At 72.5% G+C, this 21,604-nt stretch carries 18 protein-coding genes and 1 pseudogene; 11 read left to right on the top strand and 8 right to left on the bottom strand.

Annotated features, from left to right (window positions below; all coding sequences use genetic code 11):
* Window positions 1-184 precede the first annotated feature (184 nt).
* Window positions 185-1,114, top strand: a pseudogene (locus ACH5AR_RS11655) (IS5 family transposase).
* A gap of 15 nt (window positions 1,115-1,129) precedes the next feature.
* Here the strand turns inward: ACH5AR_RS11655 and ACH5AR_RS11650 are convergent.
* Window positions 1,130-1,513, bottom strand: coding sequence for a winged helix-turn-helix transcriptional regulator (locus ACH5AR_RS11650; protein WP_396301176.1), 384 nt, complete (start codon window positions 1,511-1,513; stop codon window positions 1,130-1,132).
* A gap of 96 nt (window positions 1,514-1,609) precedes the next feature.
* Here ACH5AR_RS11650 and ACH5AR_RS11645 point away from each other — a divergent pair, with 96 nt between their 5' ends.
* Together ACH5AR_RS11645 and ACH5AR_RS11640 are read left to right on the top strand one after the other, a co-directional pair.
* Entirely contained in the window at window positions 1,610-2,251 is a 642-nt protein-coding gene (locus tag ACH5AR_RS11645; protein WP_396301175.1) for an NAD(P)-dependent oxidoreductase, read from the top strand.
* Window positions 2,252-2,398: 147 nt separating this feature from the next.
* A complete protein-coding gene (locus tag ACH5AR_RS11640; RefSeq protein ID WP_396301174.1) occupies window positions 2,399-3,265 on the top strand; it encodes an alpha/beta hydrolase in 867 nt (288 codons plus the stop codon).
* 74 nt (window positions 3,266-3,339) lie between these two features.
* On the opposite strand, the gene ACH5AR_RS11635 is transcribed toward ACH5AR_RS11640, so the two are convergent.
* Window positions 3,340-7,200: an ATP-binding protein gene (locus tag ACH5AR_RS11635; protein WP_396301173.1), complete on the bottom strand. Its 3,861-nt coding sequence runs from the start codon at window positions 7,198-7,200 to the stop codon at window positions 3,340-3,342.
* Window positions 7,201-7,320: 120 nt separating this feature from the next.
* On the opposite strand from ACH5AR_RS11635, the gene ACH5AR_RS11630 reads away from it, so the two are divergent.
* Together ACH5AR_RS11630 and ACH5AR_RS11625 are read left to right on the top strand one after the other, a co-directional pair.
* Window positions 7,321-7,899 (top strand): NADAR family protein, encoded by a 579-nt coding sequence (locus ACH5AR_RS11630; RefSeq protein WP_396301172.1) that lies wholly within the window; start codon window positions 7,321-7,323, stop codon window positions 7,897-7,899.
* Window positions 7,900-8,092: 193 nt separating this feature from the next.
* Window positions 8,093-9,292, top strand: coding sequence for a hypothetical protein (locus ACH5AR_RS11625; protein ID WP_396301171.1), 1,200 nt, complete (start codon window positions 8,093-8,095; stop codon window positions 9,290-9,292).
* 132 nt (window positions 9,293-9,424) lie between these two features.
* Here the strand turns inward: ACH5AR_RS11625 and ACH5AR_RS11620 are convergent, their stop codons facing one another.
* Window positions 9,425-10,807: a glycine--tRNA ligase gene (locus ACH5AR_RS11620; protein ID WP_396301170.1), complete on the bottom strand. Its 1,383-nt coding sequence runs from the start codon at window positions 10,805-10,807 to the stop codon at window positions 9,425-9,427.
* A gap of 194 nt (window positions 10,808-11,001) precedes the next feature.
* On the opposite strand from ACH5AR_RS11620, the gene ACH5AR_RS11615 reads away from it, so the two are divergent.
* The 4 genes from ACH5AR_RS11615 to ACH5AR_RS11600 are packed head-to-tail and all read left to right on the top strand — an operon-like array spanning window position 11,002 to window position 14,223.
* Window positions 11,002-12,069 (top strand): metal ABC transporter substrate-binding protein, encoded by a 1,068-nt coding sequence (locus ACH5AR_RS11615; RefSeq protein ID WP_396301364.1) that lies wholly within the window; start codon window positions 11,002-11,004, stop codon window positions 12,067-12,069.
* A gap of 14 nt (window positions 12,070-12,083) precedes the next feature.
* Window positions 12,084-12,848, top strand: a complete 765-nt coding sequence (locus tag ACH5AR_RS11610) for a metal ABC transporter ATP-binding protein (RefSeq protein ID WP_396301169.1) — start codon at window positions 12,084-12,086, stop codon at window positions 12,846-12,848.
* The gene (locus ACH5AR_RS11605) at window positions 12,845-13,777 is read left to right on the top strand and encodes a metal ABC transporter permease (protein ID WP_396301168.1); all 933 of its coding nucleotides are present in this window, start codon (window positions 12,845-12,847) and stop codon (window positions 13,775-13,777) included. Before ACH5AR_RS11610 ends, ACH5AR_RS11605 begins: the two co-directional genes overlap by 4 nt.
* A 35-nt stretch (window positions 13,778-13,812) precedes the next feature.
* A complete protein-coding gene (locus ACH5AR_RS11600; RefSeq protein ID WP_189918013.1) occupies window positions 13,813-14,223 on the top strand; it encodes a Fur family transcriptional regulator in 411 nt (136 codons plus the stop codon).
* A gap of 55 nt (window positions 14,224-14,278) precedes the next feature.
* On the opposite strand, the gene ACH5AR_RS11595 is transcribed toward ACH5AR_RS11600, so the two are convergent.
* The 4 genes from ACH5AR_RS11595 to leuA all read right to left on the bottom strand — a co-directional run bounded on the left by ACH5AR_RS11595 (window position 14,279) and on the right by leuA (window position 18,786).
* Window positions 14,279-15,112 carry an isoprenyl transferase gene (locus ACH5AR_RS11595; RefSeq protein WP_396301167.1) on the bottom strand — a complete coding sequence of 278 codons (834 nt, stop codon included), beginning with the start codon at window positions 15,110-15,112 and terminating at the stop codon, window positions 14,279-14,281.
* Window positions 15,113-15,116: 4 nt separating this feature from the next.
* Window positions 15,117-15,863, bottom strand: a complete 747-nt coding sequence (gene recO / locus ACH5AR_RS11590) for a DNA repair protein RecO (protein ID WP_396301166.1) — start codon at window positions 15,861-15,863, stop codon at window positions 15,117-15,119.
* Between the two features lie 221 nt (window positions 15,864-16,084).
* Window positions 16,085-16,750: a TerB family tellurite resistance protein gene (locus ACH5AR_RS11585; protein WP_396301165.1), complete on the bottom strand. Its 666-nt coding sequence runs from the start codon at window positions 16,748-16,750 to the stop codon at window positions 16,085-16,087.
* 239 nt (window positions 16,751-16,989) lie between these two features.
* A complete protein-coding gene (gene leuA, locus ACH5AR_RS11580) occupies window positions 16,990-18,786 on the bottom strand; it encodes a 2-isopropylmalate synthase (RefSeq protein WP_396301164.1) in 1,797 nt (598 codons plus the stop codon).
* Between the two features lie 345 nt (window positions 18,787-19,131).
* Here leuA and ACH5AR_RS11575 point away from each other — a divergent pair, with 345 nt between their 5' ends.
* Complete coding sequence (locus ACH5AR_RS11575) at window positions 19,132-20,154, top strand: M4 family metallopeptidase (protein ID WP_396301163.1); 1,023 nt, start codon at window positions 19,132-19,134, stop codon at window positions 20,152-20,154.
* A gap of 123 nt (window positions 20,155-20,277) precedes the next feature.
* Window positions 20,278-20,544 carry a protealysin inhibitor emfourin gene (locus tag ACH5AR_RS11570; protein WP_049651101.1) on the top strand — a complete coding sequence of 89 codons (267 nt, stop codon included), beginning with the start codon at window positions 20,278-20,280 and terminating at the stop codon, window positions 20,542-20,544.
* 51 nt (window positions 20,545-20,595) lie between these two features.
* Here ACH5AR_RS11570 and era read toward each other — a convergent pair whose 3' ends face one another.
* Window positions 20,596-21,525: a GTPase Era gene (era, locus tag ACH5AR_RS11565; RefSeq protein ID WP_396301162.1), complete on the bottom strand. Its 930-nt coding sequence runs from the start codon at window positions 21,523-21,525 to the stop codon at window positions 20,596-20,598.
* Between the last annotated feature and the right edge of the window lie 79 nt (window positions 21,526-21,604).

The following is a 21,604-nucleotide window of genomic DNA, read 5'->3' as shown; positions in this document are numbered from 1 at the left end:
CTGCAAGACGCTTTGTTCATGCTTCCGCCAAGGGCCGCCAGCGAACTCCGAGTGCAGGTCGAGCGCCTGGACGCGGTGCTCCTCGGGCGAACGCATCACGAGCCGACGGAAGACCCGGGGCTGGCGTGGTGGCATCGGAGGTGCTGACCGTACTCATGCCACCCACTGGTTCGTTGGCCCTTGCGTGACTGGTCGGGGGGATCTGACAGAGGCGGAGTGGCGGCGCCTGGAGCCGCTCCTACCCACGGCAACAACCGCTGTGGGCGCTGGCGCGATCACCGTCAGGTGGTCAACGGCATCCTGCACCGGGTGCGGACCGGGGTGCAGTGGCGTGACCTGCCTGAACGCTACGGGCCGTGGAAGACCGTCTACGAGCGCCACCGGCGTTGGTCGGCCGACGGAACCCGGGAACGGCTGCTCCAGCAGGTGCAGGCCCAGGTCGATGCCACCGGTGGGATCGACTGGGACGTCTCGGTTGATTCCACCTCGATCCGTGCCCACCAGCATGCGGCCGGCGCACGGAAAGCTCCGCCGCCCGCCGCGTCAAAAGGGGCGGCCGCGATGGCACACCAGAGCGGAAGACCGTGGGTGAGACTGTGCGCCCGTCTGGCGGAGGTGGTGCAGGAGGTGAGGCGCTCGGTCGCTCCCGAGGAGGCTTCACCACCAAGATTCACCTGAGTGCCGACGGGCGTGGCCGCGTGCTTTCACTGTTGCTGACGGCAGGCCAGCGGGCGGACTGCACGCAGTTCGAGCCAGTCATGAGACGCATTCGGGTACCTCGACTCGGGCCGGGCCGCCCGCGCACCACACCGGACAGCGTGAGCGCCGATAAGGCATACAGCAATAGCCGGACCCGCCGCTACCTGCGGCGACGCGGCATCCGCCATGTCATCCCCGAGAAGAGCGACCAGGCCGTGAACCGTGTACGCCGAAGCCGGGCAGGTGGTCGTCCACCCGGCTTCGACACGGAGCGGTACAAGAAACACAACACCGTGGAACGGGCGATCAACAAGCTCAAGAACTACCGAGCTGTGTCCACGAGGTACGACAAGCGCGCATACGTCTACCTGGCACCGTCACCGTCGCAGCAACCATCATCTGGCTCCGGACATGATCGGCGGGACAGAACCTAGGGCGTGCCCGCGGGCCCGGCCGCGCCCGGGCGGCGCCCGTCCGTGCGCGGCAGTTCGTCGAGGTGCTCGCGGGCCCAGGCGCAGGCCGCGTCCATCGCCCCGAGCAGCGAGCGGCCCAGCTCGGTGAGGGCGTACTCGACCCGCGGCGGGTTCTCGTCGTACGCGGTCCGGAGGAGCCAGCCGTCGCGCTCCATCGCGCGCAGCGTCTCGGTCAGCACCTTCGGGCTGACGCCCCGGAGCGGCACCTTCAACTCGGTGAACCGGCGCGGCCCTTCCTCCAGGCAGCGCAGGAGCAGGCCGGACCACTTGTCGCCGACCCGGATGGGCATCCGGTGGCTGCAGTGCGGTCCGGAGGCGCCGGCGTCCACGCGTACGGTCATGACCCCACGATAGAGCCGGTTCCGTTGAAGTAACCGGGCGCCTGCCGCCTATCGTCCTCCCACACCGGGCCCGAACGGGCCATCCAGGGAGGAACCATGAGCAAGATCGTGATCTTCGGCGCGGGCGGACGCGTGGGCCGGGCGGCCGTGGCCGAGGCCGTACGGCGGGGGCACGCCGTCACGGCGGTGGTGCGGGACCCCGGGAAGTACGAGAGCCTCGGCACGCAGCCCTCGGTGACGGTCGTTCAGGGCGACGCGACGGACGCCGACGCGGTGGCCTCGGCCGCCGCCGGGCACGACGCGGCCCTGAACGCCTCGGTACGCCTGGACGTGCCCGCCGAGGAGTACTTCACCGCCACCGCACGGGCGCTGGTCGACGGGCTCGGCCGGGCCGGCGTCGGGCGCCTCCTGGTGCTGGGCATCGCGACCACCCTGGAGGTCGAGCCGGGCCTGCGGGTGATGGACGACCCGCAGTTCCCCGAGGAGTACCGGCTGTTCTCCCAGGGCCACGTCGCGGAGCTCGCGTACCTGCGGGCCGCCGCGACGGACCTCGACTGGCTGATGGTGGTCCCCCCGATGGACCTGGACGCGCAGGCCGAGGCCACCGGGCACTACCGGGGCGCCGTCGACACCGTGGTGGGCCGGGGCCGGATCTCGCACGCGGACCTGGCGGTGGCGCTGCTGGACGAGATCGAGACGCCGCGGCACCACGGGGTGCAGTGGGCCGTGTCGCACTGAGGGCCCGCGGGGCCGCACGGAAAGGGGCCGCACGGAAAGGGAGTGGGCGGATGATCTTCCCCTGAGTAGGGTGAATCCCCGGGCTGCGGGCAGCCGTCCGCCCACGCCGTCCACGCGGCTCCGCACTCGAAAGTGAGCACCAGACAGATGCAACCGACCTTCGTGCTGGTCCACGGGGCTTTCGCGAACTCCTTCTCCTTCGCACCCCTCCAGGCCGAACTCGGCCTCCTCGGACACCGCTCCGTCGCCGTCGACCTGCCCGGGCACGGCTTCGCCGCGACGTTCCCGCGGGCCTACCAGGCACCGCAGGACCCGGTCGGGCTCGCCACCACGCCCGGGGCGATCAAGGGCGTCACGCTCGCCGACAACGTCGCCCACCTCGTCGGGATCCTCGAACGGGCCAAGCGCAACGGGCCCGTCATCCTCGTCTCCCACAGCCGCGGCGGCCTCACCGCCACCGTCACGGCCAACCAGCGGCCCGACCTGATCGACCGCCTCGTCTACGTCTCCGCCTGGGCCCCCGTCGACCTCGACGTCGGCGCCTACTACGCCGAGCCCGAGATGGCCGCCGTCGACGTCATGGCGCTGGCCCTGGCGGTGGTCGCGAACCCGGCCGAACTCGGCGTGCTGCGCACCAACTTCCGCACCGCGGACCCCGAAACCCTCGCCGCCTTCAAGGCGGCCTTCCTCGCCGACGGCACGGACGAGGAGTTCCTGGCCTTCCTCAACACCTTCCAGCCCGACGAGAACCTCGACACCGGCACCCCCGACGACCGGGCCCGGGCCGACACCTGGGGACGGATCCCCCGGACGTACGTCCGGCTGGCCGACGACGCCAGCATCCCGCCCGCTGCCCAGGACCGGATGATCCGCGAGGGCGACGCCCTGACGCCGGAGAACCCGTACGACGTCCGCACGCTCCCGGGCAGCCACCTGAAGTGGCTGGTCGATCCGGCCCCGGCAGCCCGGGTCCTGGGAGAGGTGGCCGCGCTCCTGCCCGCCGCCGAGGCGTGACCGGGGGCCGCCCGCCCGCGCCGCCCCCGGCCCGGGCGGGCGGCCTGCGGCCGGTCCGGCCGCAGGACCCGCCGCTAAGGCCGGCCCGCGGGGATCTCCCGGGGAACCCGGGCCAGCGCCGCGCGCACCATGTCGGCGACGTCGGGGACGTCCGCGCCGAGTTCGCGCAGCCAGTGGGCCGCCTCGGCGACGGGCAGGCGGGCGCGCCGGGCCATCTCCACGAGTCTGGGCAGCAGACTCGGCTGCCCGTAGCCCCGAAGGTCGATGTACCTGCCGCTCTCGCCGACCAGCGCCACCGCCGTGCGAAGGTCCAGCCCCTGGGGCAGGTCGTGCCTGCTGACGGTGATCCCGAAGGTGGTCAGGCAGGCGGCCACCTCGCCGGGCCCCACCCCCAGGTCGCCGGCGACGCCGACGAGTCGATGGAACGGCAGTACCCGGCCGACGGGGATGCCGCTCCACCAGCTGCCATAGATATTCGAATGCGCGAGGAGGCGCTCCTCCAGGTCCCTGGGCTGTGCCGGGAGGCGCAGTCCCGTGCCGACGCCGTACGCCTCCAGCCTGGCGACGACCTCGGCCGGTGAGGCATCGGCATTCCTGCACGCCTCAAACACCTGCTCGAAGGTCATGGTCGACTCCGAGCCGCGGCCCATCGCATCGGGACGGAACGCCTCCAGGATCTCCCGGTCCCGGGGCAGCCTCCGGTCAGGCAACGGCAGGACACGGAACCCCGCGGACAACAGCAGCTCGGCTGCGGATTCCGCCGACAGACCCAGCTCGGACTCGGCCGCGAGCAGATGGCCGGGCGGGACCGTCTCCGCCGAGCTGAGCCACGGCCACCGGCCCTTCAGGTCCTTGCTCGACAACCGGAGCAGGAGGTGATCCGGTGTGGTCGGGAAGTCCATCGGCTCGACGGGCCGCCCCAGGCCCTCCAGCCGGCGGACGACCTCCGGCCCTTCCAGTCCGAGCACCAGGGCCGCCTGGAGCACGTGCCCCGGCCGCACCGCACGGCCTCCGGTCAGCCAGTTGCCGCGCCTGACCGTCTGGTTCCGGCTCAGCAGCCTCAGTGCCGTGCCGTCCGTGAGCAGGTGCTCGGGGTGGGGACCGGCGGGCACGTCGAATCCGTAACGACGGAGGCGGTCGGCCGCGTCGGCCAACGTGGTCCCCAGAGCATGGCGCACGGGCACGAGGTCCGCGGTGACCAGCCTCCCGACCGCCGCGGGATCCCTGCCGGGCGCGGCGTCCAGCAGCGCGGTCTCGTGGCGGAACGAGCCGGTGACGGCCGTCGCGAACCCCTCCGGCTCCAGGCCGAGGACCCCGAGTGCCCGCGCCCTGCGCGCCACGTCGAAGGGATCCCGTCCGGTGCGTCGGGCGTGGTGGTAGACGACACCGGGATCGGCCGCAGTGTGGCTCATGGTCAGCCACCCCCAGTACCTGTTCCCGTCGGCCACGAGGTACCTGTCCGAGGGCAGGGCGCGCAGCAGGCCCGACACGTCGCGGAGCTCCGGGACCAGACGCGCCAGGTCGCTCAGGACCTCGTTGGGTCCGTGAACCAGGATCCGCCACAGGAAGAGGTGATCGGGCATGCCCACGCTCCTGGTCCCCAGTCCGTCCTGCCTCTCGGACAGGAAGAGGCGTCGGAGCTCGATGTCCGGCTCGAAGCCCCCCACGGTGGCGAGGTCCACGCTCGCGCCACGGTGCCTGATCGGTGTCCCGGCCGCCGCCGACGCCTCCGCGACCAGGTCGGCGAGCCGCGGGCTCTCCTCGGACATGCTCATCAGCCACTCGTACGAGACGAAGGGGGCCGGGTCCGCGAGCAGCGCCCTCGCCGCCTCGGCGATCAGCTCGGAGACGGCCGCGGGCAGACCGTCGAGCACCTGGCCGCGGTCGACGGACAGGCGCGCCGGCGAGTAGCGGGCACGCAGGTTGACCGCCAGGCCGAAGGGCTGCTTCTGCGTGCTGGAGAGCAGGTCGGGCTCGGACGGGGGACTGACCACCAGCCCGTCCACCATCAGGGTCCCCTGGCCTTCGCACCAGATGATGTCCACCCCGTCCGGCGCCTGCGGCCAGGGCACCGCCGCCCTCCCCTCACGGTCCAACCGGTCGTACGCGAAGACCCCCCGTTCCCAGACCTCCTCGCGGCTCCCGTGCCTGGCCGTGGTGGTGAACTCCGCGATGCCGAGCACGTCGCACAGCACGTCCACGCACGACCAGGCCGGGTCCCATTCCGCGTCCTGCCGGAGGTACAGCCGGACGCGGGTGTACGACTCCGTGCCGTGCTCCGCCACCCTGGTGATCCCGAACAGGTGCCCCGGGCCGAAGATGGAGGCCTCCAGGACCGCTCCCGCCAGCCCCGTCCGCTTGTCCATCCGGCAGGTGGTCACCTCGATCTCGTCGGCCAGCATGAAGTAGCTGAGCACCCCGATCCCGAAGCGGCTGTTCGGGAAGAGCTCGATCGGCGGCTCCGCGGCCGCCCACAGCGCCGCCTCCTGCCGGTAGGCCGGCTGGTCGGCGAACCGGGCACCCGCCTGCGAGAACACGCCGCGCAGCTGGGTCTCCCCCATGCCGACGCCGTCGTCGTAGCACTCCAGGTACGGCCGGCCGTCCTCCTCCCCCTGGGTGAAGGTGATCCCGCCCTCGTAGTGCGGAACCGGGCGCCCGGTCCTCCTCAGGTACTCCGTGCGGGCCCGGCGGTAGCGGCAGGCGTCCAGGGCGTTCTGGTAGAGCTCGCGGACGGCCAGGTTGCGGTCCTTGTACAGCTGGGTGCCCATCAGCAGGTCGCGGACGCGCCGCTCGTCCAGGCGGAACCTGACCCAGTCGACGATGTTCTCGTCGGCGGCCCTGACCTCCGCCGTGGAGAACCGCTGGGGCAGCTGCGGCATCGCATGGGCGATCCGGTCCGGGATCACCCGCTGGATGCCGTGCAGCAGTTCGTCGACCCTGGCGATGTGCTCTCCCAGCGCCTTCTTCACGGCGCCGTGGTGACAGACGGCGTCGAGGACGGGCAGGGCCTCCGACCCCTTCCAGTCGGCCCCTTCGAGCGTCTCCCTCAGCTGGGCCGGCTGCACCGGCACGGGGATGCCGAGGTGCTCGACGACGGTGTCCGGGAGCGCGGTCATCTCGATGGCCGTCCCGTGGGCCAGCGCGAGCAGCAGGGCGAGCCGCCGCTCCCGGATCAACTGCCGCCCGGGGCCTGCCCGGAGGGCCTGCTCCGGCTTGAGGTCGTCCAGGTGCTCACCGGAGCAGACGTCCGGGCCGCGCCGGAAGCCGTACAGCAGCTTCCGCAGCCGGGCCTGGTCCAGCACCTCCCGGAGCAGGGATCCGGGAGGCACCACCAGGTCGAGGAACTCCGGGAGGCCCGTGTCCCCCCGCTCGACCAGCAGCCACCGGTGGTACAGCCACCAGCCGATCGGCTCCCGCGCCTCCGGGCGGAGCCGGGCCCGGCTGAGCAGGATCCCGTGCTCCGCCAGCGACCGCTGGTAGGAGAGCCGGTCCCCGGTGGCCGAGGGGTCGTGGCCCAGGTCGGTCGGGCCGGCGCCGAGGTGCCCGACGGCCGTCTTCTCCTGGTACACCTGGTGGATCAGCGGCACCAGGAGCAGCAGCGCGGCCTCCGCCGGGCAGAGGTCCGGGGGCAGGTACGACTCCGCCTGGCGCAGGAAGCGCAGCCCGTAGCCCGGGTCCCGCCAGGGGTCGGCGGCCAGCGCCCGGTGCGCCTGGTCGTGGAGCAGGCGGAGCCGCCCGGCGACGGCCGCGGCCTCCTGCCGGTACGGCTCGACGGCGGTCCAGGCCCGGGAGTTCCAGACCTCCTGCGCCCAGGGGCCGAGTGGGGGCGGTGCGCCGGGCGTTCCGGTCTGGTACACGTTCATGACGCCCGCCTGGGCCATCATCCCGTTGACCGTGCCGCCACCGCCCTGGTTGTGGATGTCGTACCGTTCCATCCCCACCTGCTCCGAAGTCCCCGCGTGCGTGCGGAAATCCTAGAAGCCGGGCCTGAGCCCCGAGGGTGATTCGCCGCAAAACGGTTCGCGCCACGGAACCCTTCATGTCAGACTGACGATATGAGCGAGATGCACGTGGGGGACCTGGCCGCCGTTCGCAGTCGCGAGCAGCTGGCCGCCGTGATGGCCGACGGGGCGCGGCCGAAGTGGGTCATGTTCTGGGGGCACACCGAGCGCAAGGGCGGGGGCACCCGGCAGGAGTGCCTGAGCCAGTGGTGGCCGGGCGAGTTCACCGTCGACGGGGTCGCGTACGCCTCCGCCGAGCACTGGATGATGGCCGGCAAGGCCCGGATGTTCGGTGACGAGGAGATCGAGCGGCGGGTGCTGGCCGCCCGCACGCCCGCCGAGGCGAAGAAGCTGGGGCGGCTGGTCAGGGGCTTCGACGACGAGACCTGGACGGCCGGCCGGTTCGAGCTGGTGGTGGCGGGCAACGTGGCGAAGTTCGGGCAGGACGAGGCGCTGCGCTCCTACCTGCTGGGCACGGGTGACCGCGTACTGGTCGAGGCCAGCCCGCTGGACCGGATCTGGGGCATCGGGCTCGCCGCCGACGACATCCGGGCCCAACAGCCCACCGAGTGGCGGGGGTTGAACCTGCTCGGGTTCGCACTGATGGAGGCGCGGGCGCGGCTGGCCGGATGAGCCGGGCCGCCCCGCCGCCGGCCGGGGCGGCCCCGCCGCGGAGCGCGACCGGCGCACTTCTCACAACGACCGCCCTCTGCGCGCTCCTTGACACCACTCGGGCACGACTGGTCGTGCGCTCTTAACTCCCACGCCACATACTGACGCCAGGATGTCACGCAGTCAGGGTCTGGATGGACAGGTTGGGGCGATCATGCGCATGCGGCCGACGGCACAATCCGCAGGCCGGCAGCCGGAGGGCGAGCACCTGGCCGCCGAACTCCGCGCAGAGCTGGACGAGTTACTCCGCGCGAGCCGCTACGCGAGCCAACGCGAACGGCGTCTGAACGAGGCGGTCCGGGCCACCCCGGGGCGCCAGCGGCCGGACGGGGAGCTGCTGCGCCAGCTCGCCCAGGCCCGCACCCTCCGCGAGGGCCTGGCCGCCCGCTGCATCCAACTCAGCGACCAGCTGGAGGAGTTGGAGAGCCGGATCCGGAACCGCCGGCAACCCCCGCCGCCCCCGGACCAGCACCATCAACCCCCGCCGCCCCCGGACCAGCACCATCAACCCCCGCCGCCCCCGGACCAGCACCGGCACCAGCAGCCCCCGCCGCCCCCGGTCCCGCAGCACCAGGACCCCCGGCCCCAGGACCCGGCGCCGCCCGTCCGCCCCGACCTCGGCGCCCTCACCGAGCGGATCACCGCCCTCCACCGGGCCGGCTCCCTCGCCGAGGCCACCGAGGTGATCGACGCGGCCGCCGCCCGCCTGACCCCGGCCGACGCCGCCCTGCTGGTCGGCATGCTGGCCCGCTACGGCCCGGCCGGCGGCTCGCTCCAACTCGCCCGCAGCATCGCCCGCTCCGCGCCCGACCACTCCGTCGCCGTCCTCGCCGAGCTGCGCGAGCTGGGCCTGGCCGAGGAGGCCGCCGAGGTGTTCCACGCCTTCTGGAGCTACCCGGCCGCCTCCGTCCCCGGACTGCTCTCCACGCTGGACCGGGCCGGGCTGGCCGCCGACAGCGCGACACTGCTCTGGGAGTGGGGCTCGGCGCCGGTGCCCGAGCTGACCTCGCTGGCCGCCTGCCTCCAGCAGCACGGCCGGACCGACGGCGTACGGACCCTGCTGCGCCAGGCCGCCGGCCGTTCCACCGCCGACCTGGCCGCCCTCGCCGCCGGGCTGCCGCCCGCGCTCGCCACCCTCCTGCTGGGCGAACTGGCCGTCCTGCGCCCGCCGGCGGAAGTGGTCCGACTGGCCGGCGCCCTGGACGGCGCGGGCAGCTCCGAGCTCTACGGGCAGCTGCTGGCCGCGCTGCTCGCCGAGGAGGCCCGCCACCGCACCACCCTCGCCGCGCTGCGTGCCGCCGGGCTCCCGACCCGCCCGCCCACGGCCCCGCGCTCGCGCTGGGGCCGCCGCTAGCCCCGCCCCCGCCCTACTGCCCCTACCGCCCCTGACCGCCCCCTCGACAAAAGGGGGGAGCCCCCGCCCGCCCCTCAGGGCGAACGGGGGCTCCCCGAGCCGCAGTCACAGCCGCAGCCGCAGCCGCAGCCGCTAGCAGCCGATCAGCCGCGCGCCCAGGTACGCCTTGACCTGGTCCAGCGAGACGCGCTCCTGCGACATGGTGTCGCGGTCGCGGACGGTCACCGCGTTGTCCTCAAGGGTGTCGAAGTCGACCGTGACGCAGAACGGCGTGCCGATCTCGTCCTGGCGGCGGTAGCGCTTGCCGATCGCGCCGGCGTCGTCGAACTCGACGTTCCACGCGGTGCGCAGGTCGGCGGCCAGGCCGCGGGCCTTCGGGGAGAGCTCGGCGTTGCGCGACAGCGGCAGGACGGCGACCTTGACCGGGGCCAGGCGCGGGTCGAGCCGCATGCCGACGCGCTTCTCCATGACGCCCTTGGCGTTCGGCGCCTCGTCCTCGAAGTAGGCGTCGATCAGGAAGGCCAGCATGGCGCGGTTGAGGCCCGCCGCCGGCTCGATGACGTACGGGAAGTACCGCTCGCCGGACTCCTGGTCGAAGTACTTCAGGTCCTGGCCGGAGGCCTCGCTGTGCACCCGCAGGTCGTAGTCGGTGCGGTTGGCGACGCCCTCCAGCTCGGAGAACTCGCTGCCGCCGAAGTTGAAGCGGTACTCGATGTCCACCGTGCGCTTGGCGTAGTGGGAGAGCTTCTCCTTCGGGTGCTCGAAGAAGCGCATGTTCTCGGTGCGCAGGCCGAGGTCGACGTACCAGTCCCAGCGCTGCTGGAGCCAGTACTCGTGCCACTGCTCGTCCTCGCCCGGCTTGACGAAGAACTCCATCTCCATCTGCTCGAACTCGCGGGTGCGGAAGATGAAGTTGCCGGGGGTGATCTCGTTGCGGAAGCTCTTGCCGGTCTGGGCGATGCCGAACGGCGGCTTCTTGCGCGAGGTGGTCTGGACGGCCTTGAAGTTGGTGAAGATGCCCTGGGCGGTCTCCGGGCGCAGGAAGGCCAGGCCGCTCGCCTCCTCGGTGACGCCGAGGTGGGTCTTCAGCATGCCCGAGAAGTCCTTGGGCTCGGTGAACTGGCCCTTGGTGCCGCAGTCGGGGCAGTTGACGTCCTTGAGGCCGTTCGGCGGCGGGAAGCCGTGCTTGGCCTCGTACTTCTCCTCCAGGTGGTCGGCCCGGTGGCGCTTGTGGCAGGAGAGGCACTCGGTCAGCGGGTCGTTGAAGGTGGCGACGTGGCCGGAGGCCTCCCACACCTCGCGGGCGAGGATCACCGACGAGTCGAGTCCGACGACGTCCTCACGGGCCTGGACCATCGTGCGCCACCACTGGCGCTTGATGTTCTCCTTGAGCTCGACGCCCAGCGGCCCGTAGTCCCAGGCGGCACGCGTGCCGCCGTAGATCTCGCTGCAGGGGTAGACGAAGCCACGGCGCTTGCTCAGGCTGACGATCGTGTCGATCTTGTCGGCGGCCACAGTGCTCTCTTCAGTACGTACGGCACGGTCAGGGCACGGCTGGTTGCGCGTACCCGAATACCTCAGGTTACCGGCCATACGGGTACGTGGTTCAAATCGGTACCGTCCGGCCGCCACCACTCTCCGCCATCCGCCGTTCACCCACCCGAGTGATTTGACAATCATTTCCATCTGAGATGAGAATGATTGTCATGATGATCGGACTGCATCGACTCGGCCTCTCCCGGCGCGCCCGCCGTTCCCTCGCCCTCGGCACCACCGCGCTCGCCGCCTCGCTCGCCCTGACGGCCTGCGGAGGCAGCAGCAGCGCCGACGGCGGCGGCGGCCGGCTGAAGGTCGTCGCGTCCTTCTACCCCATGGAGTTCCTGGCCCAGCAGATCGGCAGGGAGCACGTCGCGGTCACCGACCTGACCGCCGCCGGCGTCGAGCCGCACGACCTGGAGCTCACCGCCAAGCAGGTCGGCACCGTCCAGAAGGCCGACGCGATCATCTACCTCAAGGGCCTCCAGCCCACCGTCGACCAGGCCGTCGCGCAGTCGTCCAGCAAGCACAAGATCGACGCCACCGCCGCCAGCCCACTGGTCGACCACCACCTCGACGAGGGCACCGGGGACGGGGCGGACGCGCACGGCGACGGCGCCGACGGCCACCGGCACGAGGACCCGGCCGGCGACCCGCACATCTGGCTCGACCCGACCCGCTACGCGGCGATCGCCAGGAGCGTCGGCGAGGAGTTCGCCACGGCCGACCCGGCGCACGCCGAGGACTACCGGAAGAACACCGACGAGCTGGTCACCAGGCTCACCGCGCTGGACCAGGAGTTCCAGGCCGGCCTGAAGGACACCCGGACCAGGACCTTCGTCACCAGCCACGCCGCCTTCGGCTACCTCGCCGACCACTACGGCCTCACCCAGGTCGCCATCAACGGCGTCGACCCGGAGTCCGAGCCCACCCCGGCCCGCCTCGCCGCCGTGCAGAAGGCCGCCCGGGACAACGGCGCCACCACCGTCTTCTTCGAGACCCTCGTCAGCCCCAAGCTCGCCGAGACGGTCGCCAAGGACCTCGGGCTCAGGACCGCCGTCCTGGACCCGCTGGAGGGCGTCAAGGACCCGGCCAAGGACGACTACCTGACCGTCATGAAGCAGAACCTGGCCAACCTCCGGGCCGCCCTCGGCGCCCCCGCCGACGCGGCCCCCGCCGACTCCGCCACCCCGGCCCCGGCCCCGGCCGGCACCGACGCCGCCACCGCCCCCGCGAACTGACGGGATCCCGCACCATGACCGACCCGATACCCCCGGCCGTCCGCCTCCGCGACGCCGTCGCCTCGCGCGGCGGCCGGCCGGTGCTGCGCGGCGTCGACCTCACCGTCCGGCCCGGCGAGGTCGTCGCCCTGCTCGGCGCCAACGGCTCCGGCAAGTCGACCACCGTCAAGGCCGTGATCGGCTCCGTCCCGCTGGAGCGGGGCACCCTGGAGCTGTTCGGCACCCCGTCCGGCTCCTTCCGCGCCTGGCACCGGATCGGGTACGTCCCGCAGCGCACCACCGCCGCCTCCGGCGTCCCCGCCACCGTCCGCGAGGTGGTCTCCACCGGACGGCTGCCGCAGCACCGGCTGCTGCCCTTCCGCCGCGCGGACCGCGAGGCGGTGGACCGCGCGCTGGCCGCCGTCGGCATGCTGGACCGGGCCCGGGACGGCGTGGCCGACCTCTCCGGCGGCCAGCAGCAGCGGGTGCTGATCGCCCGCGCCCTGGTCGGCACCCCCGATCTGATGATCATGGACGAGCCGATGGCCGGGGTGGACGCCGCCAGCCAGCAGGTGCTCGCCGACACCCTGCGCAGCGAGGTCGGCCGCGGCGCCTCCGTCCTCCTGGTGCTGCACGAACTCGGGCCGCTGGAGCCGCTGATCGACCGCGCCGTGGTGCTGCGGGACGGCTGCGTGGCCCACGACGGGCCGCCCGTGCCCGACACCGGCCTGCACGCGCTGCCCGGCCACGACCACGTCCACCCGCACGCCGACCTGACCCCGCCGAGGCTGCTCGCATGACCGAGATGCTGTCCTACGACTTCATGCAGCGCGCCCTGCTCGCCGCCGTCCTGGTCGGGGTCACCGCCCCGGCCGTCGGGATCTACCTGGTGCAGCGCCGGCAGGCGCTGATGGGCGACGGCATGGGCCACGTCGCGATGACCGGTGTCGGCCTCGGCTTCATCTTCCAGACCAGCCCGGTCTGGATGGCCGTGCTGGTCTGCGTGCTCGGCGCCGTCACCATGGAGCTGGTCCGCTCGCGCGGCAACCAGCGCGGCGACATCGCCCTCGCGATGCTCTTCTACGGCGGCATGGCCTGCGGCAAGCTGCTGGTCTCGATGTCCGCGCAGGCCGGGGCCGGCTCCCTGGAGAGCTACCTGTGGGGCTCGATCCTCACCGTCGCCCCCGCCGACCTGGCCACCATCGCGGTGCTCGGCGCGGTGGTCGTCGCGGTCACCGTGGGCCTGCGCCGCCAGCTCTTCGCGATCTGCCAGGACGAGGACTTCGCCCGGGTCACCGGGGTGCCGGTGCGCACCCTCAACCTGCTGCTCGCGGTGATGGCCGCGGTGACCGTCACGGTCGCCATGCGGGTGGTCGGACTGCTGCTGGTGAGCGCCCTGATGGTGGTCCCGGTGGTCGCCGCCCAGCAGCTCACCCGGTCCTTCGCCGCCACCCAGGCCGCCTCGATCGCGCTCGGCGTGATCGTCTCGCTGGCCGGCGTCACCGGCTCCTACCAGCTCGACGTGCCCTCCGGCCCGGCCATCGTGCTGCTCGCCATCGCGGTCTTCGCGGTGTTCAGCCTGCTCGCAGCGCCGCTCGCCCGGCGGCGCCATCGCGGCACGGGCGAGCACGGGCCCAGGGTCTGCGACGCCGAACTGCCGGCCCAGGCCTCCGCCGGGCCGTCCTGCGCCACGGCCTCCCCTGAGGGGCGGGCAGGACTGGCACAATGATGGGCGAGACGCCCACGACCCCAGGAGGACCCACGGTGACCACCGCAGGCCCGTCGCCGCGCGCCCGCTCGACCCGGCAGCGTGCCGCCGTCTCGGCGGCCCTGGACGAGATCGCGGACTTCCGCAGCGCCCAGGAGCTCCACGACCTGCTCAAGCACCGCGGGGACTCCGTCGGTCTGACCACGGTCTACCGCACGCTCCAGTCGCTCGCGGACGCCGGCGAGGTGGACGTGCTGCGCACCGCCGACGGCGAGGCGGTCTACCGCCGGTGCAGCAGCGGGCACCACCACCACCTGGTCTGCCGGCACTGCGGCGCGACCGTCGAGGTGGAGGGCCCCGCCGTGGAGCGCTGGGCCAACTCGGTCGCCGCCGAGCACGGTTTCAGCGACATCGCGCACACCCTGGAGATCTTCGGGACCTGCGCGGAGTGCGCCAAGAAGGCCTGAACGACGGCGAAGGGCCCGTGGGAGGACGTCCCACGGGCCCTTCGCCGTCCGTACCTCAGCGCGGGGACGGCACCGGCGCGCCGACCTCGTTCGGGATCGCCCCGCCGAAGCGCCGGTCGCGCATCGCGTACTGCTCGCAGGCACGCCACAGGTCGCGGCGGTCGAAGTCCGGCCAGAGCACGTCCTGGAACACGAACTCGGCGTAAGCCGACTGCCAGAGCAGGAAGTTGGAGGTCCGCTGCTCGCCGCTGGGGCGCAGGAACAGGTCCACGTCCGGCATGTCCGGGTGGTACATGTACTTGGCCAGGGTCTTCTCGTTGACCTTCTTCGGGTCGAGCCTGCCGGCCGCGACGTCCTGGGCGATCGCCTGTGCCGCGTCGGCGAGTTCGGCCCGGCCGCCGTAGTTGACGCACATGTAGAGCGTGACGGCGTCGTTGCCCTTGGTCTGCTCCTCGGCGACCTGGAGCTCCTGGACGACGCTCTTCCACAGCTTCGGCATCCGGCCCGCCCAGCGGATCCGCACGCCCATCGCGTCCATCTCGTCGCGGCGGCGGGCGATGACGTCCCGGTTGAAGTTCATCAGGAACTTCACCTCGTCGGGCGAACGCTTCCAGTTCTCGGTGGAGAACGCGTACAGCGAGATGTTCTTCACGCCCAGCTCGATGGCGCCCTTGAGGACGTCCAGCACCACGGACTCGCCGACCTTGTGGCCCTCGGTGCGGGGCAGCCCGCGCTCCTTGGCCCAGCGGCCGTTGCCGTCCATGACGATCGCGACGTGCTGGGGGACCAGCTCGCCGGGGAGCTTCGGGGGCTGTGCGCCGCTGGGGTGCGGGGTCGGGGGGACGTACGCCCGCTGCTTGCCGCCGCCGAAGAGCCGTCGCGCTGCCATGTGCTCACTTCTCCACGTATCTCATCGAGCGGATGCCCCGCTCCAGGTGCCACTGCAGATAGGCCGCGACCAGGCCGCTGCCCTCCCGCCAGTACCGCGGCTCGCAGGCGTCGGCCGTCTGCCAGTCCCCTGACAGCAGCGCCCCGAGCAGTACCAGTGTCTCAGGGGAGGGTACGGCACATCCGGGCACTCGGCAGTCGCCGCAGAGCACCCCGCCCGCGGGGAGGGAGAAGAAGCGGTTCGGTCCCTCCAGGCCGCACTTGGCGCAGTCGGTGAAGCTCGCGCCGTACCCGTTGACCGCGAGCGAGCGCAGCAGGAAGGCGTCCAGCACCAGGTGCGACTCGTGCGAGCCGGCCGCGAGCGTGCGCAGCCCGCCGACCAGCAGCAGGTACTGCTGGACGGCCGGCTCGCCCTCGTTCTCGGCGAACCGCTCGGCGGTCTCCAGCATCGCGGTGCCCGCCGTGTAGCGGCCGTAGTCGGTGACGATCGAGCCGCCGTACGGGGCGATCGTCTCCACCTGGGTGCAGAGCGGCAACCCGCGGCCGACCAGCTCACTCCCGCGGCTGAAGAACTGCACGTCCACGTGCGAGAACGGCTCCAGCCGGGCACCGAACTTGGACTTGGTCTTCCGCACCCCGCGGGCGACCGCCCGCACCTTGCCGTGGTGGCGGGTCAGCAGGGTGATGATCCGATCGGCCTCGCCGAGCTTCTGCGCCCGCAGCACGACGCCGTCGTCCCGGAAAAGACTCATGGGGACCATTGTCCCCCACCCGTCCCCGGCGCCGGACAGCCGTGTTGCCCGCACCGGCGGCCGTGGGGGAGGACCACTGCGGTGCGGGTCACGGCGGGCCCGGGGGTGGGGAGGCCGGGCCCGTTGTGGGGGATTCGGAGGTGGTAGGCGGCCGTCCGGGGCCCGCTCGGGAGCGGACGGCGGACGGAAGGTGCTGCTCGTACGGCGGTCGGTCGGCGGTGCTACTTGTACGGTGTCCTGGCCGCCGCCTCCAGCAGCGCCCCGACCCGGGACTGCGGCAGGTCCAGGCAGCGCCCGACCGCGGCCAGCGCCTCGCGCTCCGGCGGCAGGTAGTGCCCGTCCGCCAGCGCGATCGCCGCGCCCTGCAGCAGCAGCCGCTCGCGGCCGGAGCGGGCCAGGTGCGGGGTGAGCGGTTCGACCACGGCGTGCAGTTCGACAGCCAGGCCGCCGGACATCCCGCGGGCGTCGTGGAGCTCGTCTCCGAGCCCGGAGAGCGCGGCGAGCGCGGCCAGCACCTGGGCCTCGCCGCAGTCCTCGAACCCGGCCTCGCGCACCGCCGCGCAGGCCGCGTCGCGGGCCGCCCGGTGCGCGGTGCCGCCGGCCGCGAGCAGGGCCAGCGCGATGGTGTACTGGGCGTCCCGCAGCATCGCGCCGAGGCGCACGCAGGTGGGCTGCTCCAGACTCTCGACGCCGTACCGGCCGCGGCAGCTGGTGCACTGCACGCTGCCGATCACCGGCCCGAGCGGGACCACCGGGGTCCCGAGCAACCGCAGCCACCGCCGGCCGTGCTGCCGGCGGTAGTTGCGGTCCCCGCCGCAGCCCGGGCAGAAGAAGTCACCGAGAACGTCAGTCCGCCACCGCGGGCGAACACCCCACAACCTGGTCACGGCGCCACTCCCCAGACATGGCAGGCGGCCTGCTCGACGATGGGCAGGTCACGCGACCGGACACCGAGGCCGTCCCACCGACCCGGCTTTCCGGTGGATCGATGTTGCCACGGTTACCGGCACGTGTCAGTACCTCGAACGGCTTCCGGTCCGAAAAAATGTGGCGCAGGCCACAGCCGCAGGCGGAGGCGGCGAAGGGCCGTCCCCCGGGACGACCCTTCGCACACCACCCGTTCGAATTAGCCCCGCTGCGAGCGGTTGACGGCGCTGATCATCGCCTTCAGCGAGGCCAGCACGGTGTTGCCGTCGATGCCCACGCCCCACAGCACCTTGCCGTCCACGGCGCACTCCACGTACGCGGCGGCCTGGGCGTCGCCGCCCTCGCTCAGCGCGTGCTCGGCGTAGTCCAGGACGCGCACGTCCACGCCGATCCGGGCCAGCGCGTCGGCGAAGGCCGAGACCGGGCCGTTGCCGGTACCGGTCAGGGTCACCGGGGCGCCGTCCACCACGGCCTCGGCGGTCAGCGCGTCCCGGCCGTCCTCCGTGGTCAGGGTGCGCGAGCCGCTCAGCGAGATCCGGCCCCACGGGTTGTCCGGGGTCGGCAGGTACTCGTCCTCGAAGACCCGCCAGATCTCGGCCGGGCTGACCTCCCCGCCCTCGGCGTCGGTCTTGGCCTGGATGATCCGGGAGAACTCGATCTGCATCCGGCGCGGCAGGTCCAGCTTGTGGTCGTTCTTCAGCACGTACGCCACGCCGCCCTTGCCGGACTGGCTGTTGACCCGGATGACCGCCTCGTAGGTGCGGCCGACGTCCTTCGGGTCGATCGGCAGGTACGGCACGCCCCAGGTGTGCTCCCCCACCGGTACGCCCGCGGCCGCGGCGTCCGCCTCCAGGGCGTCGAAGCCCTTCTTGATGGCGTCCTGGTGCGAGCCGGAGAAGGAGGTGTACACCAGGTCGCCGGCGTACGGGTGGCGCGGGTGCACCTCCATCTGGTTGCAGTACTCGGCGGTGCGGCGCACCTCGTCGATGTCGGAGAAGTCGATCTGCGGGTCGATGCCCTGCGAGAACAGGTTCATCCCCAGGGTCACCAGGTCGACGTTGCCGGTCCGCTCGCCCTGCCCGAACAGGCAGCCCTCGATCCGGTCGGCGCCCGCCATGTAGGCCAGCTCGGCGGAGGCGACGGCGGTGCCGCGGTCGTTGTGCGGGTGCACCGACAGGCAGACGAACTCGCGGCGGGACAGGTTGCGCGACATCCACTCGAACTGGTCGGCCTGGACGTTCGGGGTGGCCCGCTCGACGGTGGCGGGCAGGTTCAGGATGATCTCGCGGCCCTCGCCCGGCTGCCAGACGTCCATGACCGCCTCGCAGACCTCCAGGGCGAAGTCCAGCTCGGTGTCGACGAAGATCTCCGGCGAGTACTGGTAGCCGAAGACGGTCTCCTCGCCCAGCAGCTTCTCCGCGTACTCCATCACCAGCCGGGTGCCGTCGGTGGCGATCGCCCTGGTGGCCGCCCGGTCGTTGCGGAACACCACCCGGCGGAACAGCGGCGCGGTCGCGTTGTACAGGTGGACGGTCGCCCGCGGGGCGCCGACCAGCGACTCCACGGTCTTCTCGATCAGCTCCTCGCGGGCCTGGGTCAGCACCGAGATGGTGACGTCCTCGGGGATCGCCCCCTCCTCGATCAGCGAGCGCACGAAGGCGTGGTCGGTGGCCCCGGAGGACGGGAAGCCGACCTCGATCTCCTTGTAGCCCATCGCCACCAGCAGGTCGAACATCTTGCGCTTGCGGGCCGGCGACATCGGGTCGATCAGCGCCTGGTTGCCGTCCCGCAGGTCGGTGGACAGCCAGCGCGGCGCCTTGGTGATCACCTGGTCCGGCCAGGTGCGGTCCGGCAGGTCGACGGTGCCGAACGGCAGGTAGCGCCCGTGCCGCATGCCCGACGGCCGCTGGCGCACCGAGGCGGCGGTGATCGGGGTCGGGCGGTCGACGAAGGGCCGGCCGGCGGGGGCGGACGCGGCGGGGTTCTGCTCGGTCATGGAGGTGACTCGGCTTCCTGTGATGCGTGATGCGGGCGGGTCGGGGGTGGTCGACACCTGGTCGACACCGACTGGCCGGCCTCTGCTGCCGCTCGCGACACACCTGTGGATCGCCGATCGCGCGCACAGCTCGTTCCCCGCGGCGAGGGTGCCGGCCCCGGTGGACTACAGGCCCTCGACGCGGCAGCTAAGAAGAAGAAGCAGCCCGTTGCGCATGATGGGCCCAGCGTAGCCCAGCACCGCGCGCCCCCGAAGTGATCCGGGCCACCGTTCCACTCCTTGAGACGGAGACCGGTCGCACCCGAGGTGGTGACAACCGGTCACCGATGCCTCACCCTGGGCTACATGACTGCAGCAGCACCGTTCTGCACGATCGTCCCGCCGTTCGTCCTGGACCGCCTCGCCGAGGCCGGCCACGAACCCGCCGTCCACTCCCGGGCCCTCGACGCGGAGCACCGCGCGGCCCGCCTCTCCCCGCCCGCGCCCGTCGCCGCCGTCCCCGGCCTCAGCCGGGTGGTCTGCGACGCCGGCCACGGCCAGCGGCTGCCCGGCCGCACCGTGCGCAGCGAGGGGCAGGACGCCTCCTCCGACAGCTCCGTCAACCACGCCTACGACGGCCTCGGCGCGACCTTCGCGCTCTACGCCGACGTCTTCGGCCGGCACTCGATCGACGACCGGAACCTGCGGCTGGACGCCAGCGTCCACTACGGCCGCAACTACGACAACGCCTTCTGGAACGGCCACCAGATGGTCTTCGGCGACGGCGACAACGTGGTGTTCGGCGACTTCACCGCCTGCGTCGACGTCATCGGCCACGAACTCACCCACGGCGTCACCCAGTTCACCGCCGGGCTGGACTACCAGGGCCAGCCCGGCGCGCTCAACGAGTCGGTCTCCGACGTGTTCGGCTCGCTGGTCAAGCAGTACGCGCTGCGCCAGAGCGCCGCCGACGCCGACTGGCTGGTCGGCGCCGGGCTGCTCGCCCCGGGCGTCCAGGGCGTGGCGCTGCGCTCGATGAAGGCGCCCGGCACCGCCTACGACGACCCCCGGCTCGGCAAGGACCCGCAGCCCGCGCACATGCGGGACTACGTGGAGACCTCCCAGGACAACGGCGGGGTGCACATCAACTCCGGCATCCCCAACCACGCGTTCTACCTGCTGGCCACCGCGCTCGGCGGCTCGGCCTGGGAGCGCGCGGGGCGGATCTGGTACGACGCGCTGACCGGGCGCGCGCTGCCCGCCGACGCCGACTTCACCGCCTTCGCCCGGGCCACCGTGGCCGCCGCCACGGCCCGCTACCCCGACGACCGGTCGGTGGCGGACACCGTCACGGCCTCCTGGGCGCAGGTCGGGATCAGCCCGGGGTGAGCCCCGCCGGCCTTCGGCCACAGCGCGTCCGAGGGGCGGCCGAAGGCCGGGCCGGGGCGGGTCCGAGGTCACGGTCCGGGAAAAGACCGGCAAACCCCCCCGGTGCGTAGCACCATGGACACCATGCGTATCCAGGTGACCCGGACCGGCGGCTTCGCGGGGATCGTCCGCCAGGCGGAGATCGACACCGCCGACCGCACGGACGCCCCGCACGTGCACGCACTCGCCCGCGAGGCCGTCGCGGGCGGGCTGCGCGCGCCCTCGTACGGGGTGCCGGACGGCTTCCACTACGAGATCACCGTCGACGGCCGGTCGGTGTACTGCGCCGACCCGAAGCTCACCGACTCGCAGCGCGAGCTGGTCTCCCTGGTGCTGCGCGAGGGCGCCTAGCGAAGGCCCGAGCAGACCGCCGCACCGGGCCCGGTGCGGCGGTCCGGCCCGTCAGAAGCCCAGCTTGCGCAGCTGCTTGGGGTCGCGCTGCCAGTCCTTGGCGACCTTGACGTGCAGGTCCAGGTAGACCGGCGTGCCGAGCAGCGCCTCGATGTGCTTGCGGGCGGTGGTGCCGACGTGCTTGAGCCGGGAGCCCTTGGCGCCGATCACGATCGCCTTCTGGCTCTGCCGCTCGATGTAGACGTTGGCGTGGATGTCCAGCAGCGGGCGGTCCGCCGGGCGGCCCTCGCGCGGGAGCATCTCCTCGACCACCACGGCCAGCGAGTGCGGCAGTTCGTCGCGCACGCCCTCCAGGGCGGCCTCGCGGATCAGCTCGGCGACCATGATCTGCTCGGGCTCGTCGGTGAGGTCGCCGTCCGGGTAGAGCTGGTCGCCCTCCGGCAGGAGCTTGGTGAGGAGGTCCGCGACCAGCTCGACCTGCTTGTCCCCCACCGCGGAGACCGGGATGATCTCCGCCCACTCGAAGCCCAGCTCGGTGCCGAGCTGCTGGATCGCGATGAGCTGCTCGGCCAGGCGCTTGGAGTCGACCAGGTCGGTCTTGGTGACGATGGCGACCTTCGGGGTCTTCCTGATCCCGGCGATCTCCTTGGCGATGAACTTGTCGCCGGGGCCGATCTTCTGGTCGGCGGGCAGGCAGAAGCCGATCACGTCGACCTCGGCCCAGGTGGTGCGGACCAGGTCGTTGAGGCGCTCGCCGAGCAGGGTCCGCGGCTTGTGCAGGCCGGGGGTGTCGACCAGCACGAGCTGGGCGTCCGGGCGGTGCACGATGCCGCGCACGGTGTGCCGGGTGGTCTGCGGGCGGTCGGAGGTGATCGCGACCTTCGTCCCCACCAGGGCGTTGGTCAGGGTCGACTTGCCCGCGTTCGGCCGGCCGACGAAGCACGCGAACCCGGAGCGGTACGAGGAGGAAGGGGCATTCATGGGCTCCATTCTCCCTGATCACCGGAGCCCCGCCGTCCGCGCCCGCCCCCAGGGGCCGCCCGGGGCCGCCCGGCGGCGC

It is taken from the genome of Kitasatospora sp. NPDC018619, from assembly GCF_044391605.1.
Classification (GTDB): domain Bacteria; phylum Actinomycetota; class Actinomycetes; order Streptomycetales; family Streptomycetaceae; genus Kitasatospora.
The sequence above is the reverse complement of the archived record's forward strand: the minus strand, read 5'-3'. Positions and strand labels throughout refer to the sequence as shown.

Bases quoted from the DNA above. Each gene is read 5' to 3' on its own strand.
- ACH5AR_RS11650 (WP_396301176.1), bottom strand. From the start codon at position 1,513: ATGACCGTACGCGTGGACGCCGGCGCCTCCGGACCGCACTGCAGCCAC.
- ACH5AR_RS11645 (WP_396301175.1), top strand. From the start codon at position 1,610: ATGAGCAAGATCGTGATCTTCGGCGCGGGCGGACGCGTGGGCCGGGCG.
- ACH5AR_RS11640 (WP_396301174.1), top strand. From the start codon at position 2,399: ATGCAACCGACCTTCGTGCTGGTCCACGGGGCTTTCGCGAACTCCTTC.
- ACH5AR_RS11635 (WP_396301173.1), bottom strand. From the start codon at position 7,200: ATGGAACGGTACGACATCCACAACCAGGGCGGTGGCGGCACGGTCAAC.
- ACH5AR_RS11630 (WP_396301172.1), top strand. From the start codon at position 7,321: ATGAGCGAGATGCACGTGGGGGACCTGGCCGCCGTTCGCAGTCGCGAG.
- ACH5AR_RS11625 (WP_396301171.1), top strand. From the start codon at position 8,093: ATGCGCATGCGGCCGACGGCACAATCCGCAGGCCGGCAGCCGGAGGGC.
- ACH5AR_RS11615 (WP_396301364.1), top strand. From the start codon at position 11,002: ATGATCGGACTGCATCGACTCGGCCTCTCCCGGCGCGCCCGCCGTTCC.
- ACH5AR_RS11610 (WP_396301169.1), top strand. From the start codon at position 12,084: ATGACCGACCCGATACCCCCGGCCGTCCGCCTCCGCGACGCCGTCGCC.
- ACH5AR_RS11605 (WP_396301168.1), top strand. From the start codon at position 12,845: ATGACCGAGATGCTGTCCTACGACTTCATGCAGCGCGCCCTGCTCGCC.
- ACH5AR_RS11595 (WP_396301167.1), bottom strand. From the start codon at position 15,112: ATGGCAGCGCGACGGCTCTTCGGCGGCGGCAAGCAGCGGGCGTACGTC.
- recO (WP_396301166.1), bottom strand. From the start codon at position 15,863: ATGAGTCTTTTCCGGGACGACGGCGTCGTGCTGCGGGCGCAGAAGCTC.
- leuA (WP_396301164.1), bottom strand. From the start codon at position 18,786: ATGACCGAGCAGAACCCCGCCGCGTCCGCCCCCGCCGGCCGGCCCTTC.
- ACH5AR_RS11575 (WP_396301163.1), top strand. From the start codon at position 19,132: ATGACTGCAGCAGCACCGTTCTGCACGATCGTCCCGCCGTTCGTCCTG.
- ACH5AR_RS11570 (WP_049651101.1), top strand. From the start codon at position 20,278: ATGCGTATCCAGGTGACCCGGACCGGCGGCTTCGCGGGGATCGTCCGC.
- era (WP_396301162.1), bottom strand. From the start codon at position 21,525: ATGAATGCCCCTTCCTCCTCGTACCGCTCCGGGTTCGCGTGCTTCGTC.